General features: G+C 36.6%; 4 protein-coding genes and 3 pseudogenes. 2 read left to right on the top strand and 5 right to left on the bottom strand.

The window, feature by feature from the left end; translation table 11 throughout:
- Positions 1–136: 136 nt before the first annotated feature.
- The 5 genes and pseudogenes from KQI94_RS15190 to KQI94_RS15170 form a co-directional block, all read right to left on the bottom strand.
- Positions 137–1330, bottom strand: coding sequence for a glycosyltransferase (locus KQI94_RS15190; protein ID WP_002355375.1), 1194 nt, complete (start codon positions 1328–1330; stop codon positions 137–139).
- A gap of 36 nt (positions 1331–1366) precedes the next feature.
- Positions 1367–2014: pseudogene (locus tag KQI94_RS15185) on the bottom strand (UDP binding domain-containing protein); the annotation flags it as partial.
- A pseudogene (locus KQI94_RS15180) lies at positions 1992–2628 on the bottom strand (IS6 family transposase). The pseudogenes KQI94_RS15180 and KQI94_RS15185, both read right to left, overlap by 23 nt.
- Before the next feature lie 119 nt (positions 2629–2747).
- Positions 2748–3458 (bottom strand): annotated as a pseudogene (locus KQI94_RS15175) (Fic family protein).
- A gap of 48 nt (positions 3459–3506) precedes the next feature.
- The gene (locus tag KQI94_RS15170; RefSeq protein WP_002355370.1) at positions 3507–4106 is read right to left on the bottom strand and encodes a tyrosine-type recombinase/integrase; all 600 of its coding nucleotides are present in this window, start codon (positions 4104–4106) and stop codon (positions 3507–3509) included.
- A gap of 524 nt (positions 4107–4630) precedes the next feature.
- On the opposite strand from KQI94_RS15170, the gene KQI94_RS15165 reads away from it, so the two are divergent.
- Positions 4631–5569: a 2-dehydropantoate 2-reductase gene (locus tag KQI94_RS15165; protein WP_002335374.1), complete on the top strand. Its 939-nt coding sequence runs from the start codon at positions 4631–4633 to the stop codon at positions 5567–5569.
- A 25-nt stretch (positions 5570–5594) separates the two neighbouring features.
- Positions 5595–6179, top strand: a 585-nt coding sequence (locus KQI94_RS15160) for a PTS sugar transporter subunit IIC (protein WP_216454569.1), incomplete at its 3' end; no start/stop codon positions are given.

Raw genomic sequence — 6179 nt, 5'->3', positions numbered from 1 at the left:
TTCTTTCGTCGGAAATACAATTTGAGTGTACCATAAATGCCTTTTTATTTTTCTAACTTAATTTTACAATTCGCGTTATAAAAAAAACAGCTTGCGTAAGAAAGCTGTTTTTTTAAAATAGTGTTATGGATAAGATTTATCGCGTTCCCCATTTTGTCGATTTTAATGTTAATAGTGCATAGAATCTAACAGGTAATAAAAGTAGCACGTGCATAAAGCCATAGATAACAAAGAGTAAAAATCCAATATCTTTAGTTCTATAAATACCATACAGTGAACGGAAAATAGCAATCAGAACCAAAACAATCAAATACTGATATAAATGTCCGAAATTCTGATACAAAATTGTTTGTTCAATCATAGCGATTAAAGACACAACCAACATAAACGGTAAGATAAATTGCATGACCAAATCATACATCATATAAAAATGATGCTTATGTGCAAACTTAATCGTCCAGAGCATCTCACGATAGAAACTTTTATTCCATCTCACTTGCTGTTTGATATACCCACCAATTGTTTCAGGAACAAAAGTATAAACTTGACTATCACTTTGGAAAGCAACTTCATAGCCTGCCTCAAGAACTAAATTCGTCAAATGACGGTCATCCCCATAGGTACAATTTTCGCCTAAGAAATATTGTGTAATGTACTTCTCTTTGATTTCCTCAATTATTTCTTTACGATAGGCTGAAAATGGTCCAGAACAACACATGACAACGTGAAAGCGGCTTTGAGCCGCTCGCTCTTGGTGAAAAGCAGACCAATAGCGATACGTAATCAGACGTGTTAAGATGTTTTTATTTTTGTTTTCGACTCGAACATCACCAGTGACAGCCCCAACTTTCTTATTCGCAAAACGCTGAATTAATTTTTCAACAGCATCCTCATCATGTAGTAAGGTATCTGAATCCACTGTGACAATAATATCACCCTTAGCAATATCAAATCCAAGTTTTTGACAGTGACGCTTGCCTTTGTTTTCCTCAGGCAATAAAATTTTAACATTTTGATTCGATTGATAAGTGTCATAGACTTTTTCAATCAATTCTTCACGATTTTTTGAACCGTCATCCACAACAATAATCTCTATGTCAGGTATCTTTTGTGCCACAATAGAATCAATACAATTCTTCAAAATTTGTGGTACTTCGTTATAGGCAGGCACTATGACCGAAACACTAGCCTGATAGTTACTATGAAAATCCTTAAATGATTTCTTGTTCTGTCTTCTATGGTCACTATGACATAAAATAATTTGAAATACAATGTGCGAAATAGCAAGCACACCATAAACCAATAAAAATATACTTAAAAAGTTTAACATTTTCTCTCCATTAATCCAGTTGATAGATTTTATATTTTAATCTCTCACAAATACATCGTGAGTGTACACTTTATGTGCAACGTCGCGCAGACTTTCATCCCATCGATTGGCAACTATAATCTCAGCCGCTTGTTTAAAGTCTTCTAAACTATGCACAAGTTGAATTCCCTTAAAATTTGGCACACTCAAAGTTGGTTCGTAAATAACAATTTCAACACCCTTAGATTGTAGTCTCGTCATAACATCTTGAATCGCACTATATCTAAAGTTATCGCTACCATGCTTCATCGTTAAACGATAAATACCGACTGTTTTAGGATTTTTCGCCATAATTTTATCAGCAACAAAATCTTTTCGAACATCATTTGATGCAACAATCGCTGAAATTAATCTCTCAGGGACTTGACGATAATTTTGTTTTAACTGCTTGGTATCCTTGGGCAAACAATAGCCACCATAACCAAAACTTGGGTTGTTATAGTGAGAACCGATGCGCGCATCTAATCCCATTCCTTCAATGATTTGTCTGGATTCAAGTCCATTTATCTGCGCAAAAGTATCCAATTCATTAAAATAAGCAACACGAAGGGCTAAGTAAGTATTGGCAAATAACTTGATTGCTTCCGCCTCGTTTTCACTCGTGTATAGCACAGGCACTTCCTTATCCCAGACATTTCTCAAAAATTCGGTTCTTTTTATATATTCCTCGAAGGGGTCTCCATGCCCTTAATCGTGGAAGAGGCTGTACGGAGACTTTGATAAAATTTATTCCGTCGTTTAATAGGTCGATGGTCTTGTTCTATTAAATTGTTAAGATACTTCACAGTTCGGTGCTCTGTCTTAGTATATAAACCCACACTCTGTAACTTTCTCAAGGCGGAGCCAAGAGAAGGTGCTTTATCGGTCACAATTGCTTTCGGCTCACCAAACTGTTTATGGAGTCGTTTTAAGAAAGCATAGGCTGCTTGCGTATCCCATTTCTTTCGTAACCAGATATCTAAGGTTAAGCCGTCCGCATCAATTGCACGATAAAGATAATGCCAACGTCCCTTAATTTTGATATAGGTTTCGTCCATTTTCCATGAATAGAAGGATTGTCTATTTTTCTTCTTCCACAGATAATAGAGGACTTTGCTGTACTCTTGCACCCAACGATAAATCGTCGTATGACAAACATTTATTCCACGATCTTATAACAATTCCTGAACTTCACGATAGCTTAGATTGTAACGCAGGTAGTAACCAACAGCGACAATAATGACGTCTTTTTTGAATTGTTTGCCTTTAAAATGATTCATTACTCTGTCCTCTCTGTCTTTTTTCTCAATTTTACACTAAAATAGATTTTTTGGAAAACTTTGCAACAGAACCGCTATTTTGCTTCTTCTGAAATTATCATTTACAAATACCTCTTAAATTATAATTTATTTTTTCGCAAATAGTTAATACCAAAAATACAATTGGAATACATAAAATCCAATATCTTTTCCACATCTATATCTTCATTACTATTGTAATAAATGGAAAGCAACACATTAAATTTTTCAAATACAGTTTCAGGAATGGACAACAAGCCTAAATCCCAATCAAACATAATTTTATTTGTTGTTAACAATGCAGTTATCTTATTACCGTCCCAAAATATTTGATTTTTCGAAATGAATAGAAATAGGCGCAAAGCTTTTTCCGTCTCTGATATATCTCGATTCATTATCTCATCATATTGATTCTGTACTTCATCTTCAGTTAACATTGGTGGCACATATCTTCCTTGAATACTCGATACTTCTACCCCACCAGATCTTATCTCACCGGGAAAAAGTGCATCTTACGCTGCAACGATCCGATTAATCCGCTTACTTGTCTCTAACAGGGGCTCCTGTACGTCGTTTAAAAGCAATTCAAAGCCTCTTTTTAAGATAACAACGGTCAGGACAGCATCTACAGCCACGTTATCGGCCCGGTTATACTTAATAATCTCTTCTGTTTGTAATAGCGTTGTATTCAATCCTTCAAATTCCCCCGCATTGTACACCAGTTCCACAATGTTTTTCTTCAATAAATACACAGACTCTTTGCGAGATAAGTGGTATTTATCAGGAAATGTAGGATGCTTTTCTTCGTTCATTTTCTCACCTCTTGAATTTTTCCTTCTATTATATAAGGCTTTATTCTGTCATAGATCCAAACTCTTCACAGCGGTATCTTTGTCTTCCTGGGTGATCCCAATATAACGTAAGGTCTCTCGTTGCGAAGAATGATTGAGCAGCGACTGAATGATCTCTGTTTTGGTCCCTTGCTTGTACAAAAAATAGCCGAAGGTCTTGCGCATCGAATGGGGGCCAATTTCTTTCAACCCAACCGCCGTTCCTGCTTCATGAATGATCCGCCAAAGACTTTGTCGGGTCAAAGGCGTATCTGCTCCTTTTCGACTTGGAAACAAATAATTGCTGAAGTCTTGTACTTGCAGCTGCTCAAGAAATTCTGATTGAACATAATCAAGAATCACTTTTCGTAATTTGTTCGAAATGAAAACCGAATTGTGTTTAGCTGTTTTTTGTTCCTTCATGGCCAGACGTTCTTTGACAATCACTCGGCCACGAGAAATTTCTACCACGTCACTTAATTTCAACTGTCTTAAATCGGAGATTCGATACGCTGTATTGATCCCGATCGAAAAAAGCACCAAATTTCGTTGCCCATATTTTCCGGAAGCCAAAATTGCCTTCATGGCATCGATCTTTTTTTTATCGCGAATCGGTTCCACGCTCTTCATTTTTAGTCCCCTCTCAAATGTTACTTAATATGATTATAACAGATAATAAGTCACATTTAAACAAGCTATAGAAAAAAGGTCCTAAAAGAAAAGTGATTTCCTCTTAGAGCCTCTAAGGATAGAGCGATTTTAACGAATGTGACAGAATCAGATTGCGTCACATTGGACTTTTGATATTTTCGGTAAGATTTGATTATCTCAGAACATTATATTGCCCCTTTAAAAAATTTTGTCAGTACTTTTAAGTTATTCTATTCTGAAAATTCAAAATTTTCAGTCTATATAATTAACTTATATTCTGTTTTACCAAATGATAAGCTTTAAAAAGTATTCAGAATTTAGTCATGTTATGGATCCAATAAAGTAGATATGGAATATTTATTTTCTCATGTCTAATTTATAAGAACTAAATGATTTCATCATTGTTTTGACACTTTACTACTTGAAGTTTCCGAATGAAAACTCTATAATGAGAAATGTGAAAATGTTCACTTATTATAAATTAAGTTTGGAGGCTTTTATTTATGAAAATTGCAATTGCAGGGGCCGGCGCGATGGGTTCCCGGTTCGGACTGATGTTGAAACAAGGTGGTAACGATGTTTTGCTAATCGACGGCTGGCAGGAGCATATCAATGCCATCAAAGAAAACGGATTGAAGGCTAATTATAATGGCGAAGAAATTACTGTTAAAGTCCCAATTGTTAATCAGAATGAGGTGCCCACTGGTGAGCAATTTGATTTGATTATCTTATTCACGAAGGCAATGCAGTTGGAAAAAATGCTGCAGGATGTTAAACCATTAATTGCTGATCACACAGAAGTTTTGTGTCTTTTAAACGGTATCGGTCATGAAGACGTAATCGAAAAATTCGTACCGATGGAAAAAATCTTTATCGGCAACACCATGTGGACTGCTGGTCTAGAAGGTCCCGGCAAGGCTAAATTATTTGGCAGCGGGTCTGTTGAATTGCAAAATCTAGGTATTGGCCAAGAAGAATCAGCGAAAAAATTGGCGGAAACTTTGTCCGCGTCTGGTTTAAATGCCAAATATTCCGACAACATTCATTATTCAATTTATCGTAAAGCTTGTGTCAATGGTACGATGAATGGCTTATGCACGATTTTAGACGTCAATATGGCGGGGCTTGGTGCAACCAAACCTGCTCATGACATGGTAGTGACTATTGTTAACGAATTTGCAGCTGTTGCTGCCAAAGAAAACGTCAACTTAGACATTCCCGAAGTAATCGAACATGTAGAAACTTGTTTTGACCCGACTACGATTGGTATGCATTTCCCATCGATGCACCAAGACTTGATAAAAAATAACCGTTTGACCGAGATTGACTACATCAACGGAGCCATTTCTCGTAAAGGTAAAAAATATGGCGTAGTAACTCCTTACTGTGATTTCTTAACGCAACTGGTTCATAGTAAAGAAGAAATTCTAGGAGCGAAATAGTAATCATTAGAAAGAGGACGAGAAAATGGAAGAAAAATTAACACCAAAAATATTTTTAAATAAAGTATTAGCGGGTACCGCAACGGGGATCATCGTAGGGTTGATTCCTAACGCGGTATTGGCAGCAATTTTGAAATTATTTGGTGAAAATACCTTAGCAGTAACGATCACACAAATGGCAGTTATTTTCCAACTAGCTACTCCACTATTGATTGGCGCTTTGATTGCGGTGCAGTTTGGCTTCAAACCAATGCAAATGTTAGTAGTTGCCGGTGCAGCTTTCGTTGGCTCCGGTGTTGTGAAATTCAATCCTGACACAGCTACTTATATCGGTGCTGGTACCGGAGACATCATCAATACCATGATTACTGCATCAATCGCTGTCGGCATGATCTTGTTGATCGGCGAAAAATTTGGGTCCGTGGCAATTGTTGCAACACCAATCGTTGTTGGTATCGGCGCTGGTCTAATCGGCTATTATTTATATCCTTACGTAACCAAGATTACTGCCGCTATCGGTGACTTAATTAATACCTTTACTACTTTGCAACCAATTTTGATGTCAATCTTGATTGCATGTTCCTTTGCTTTCTTGATTATCTCGCCGATC

It is taken from the genome of Enterococcus sp. S183_ASV_20 (assembly GCF_018919685.1).
In the GTDB taxonomy this organism is placed as follows: Bacteria; Bacillota; Bacilli; order Lactobacillales; family Enterococcaceae; genus Enterococcus; species Enterococcus faecalis.
The sequence above is the reverse complement of the archived record's forward strand: the minus strand, read 5'-3'. Positions and strand labels throughout refer to the sequence as shown.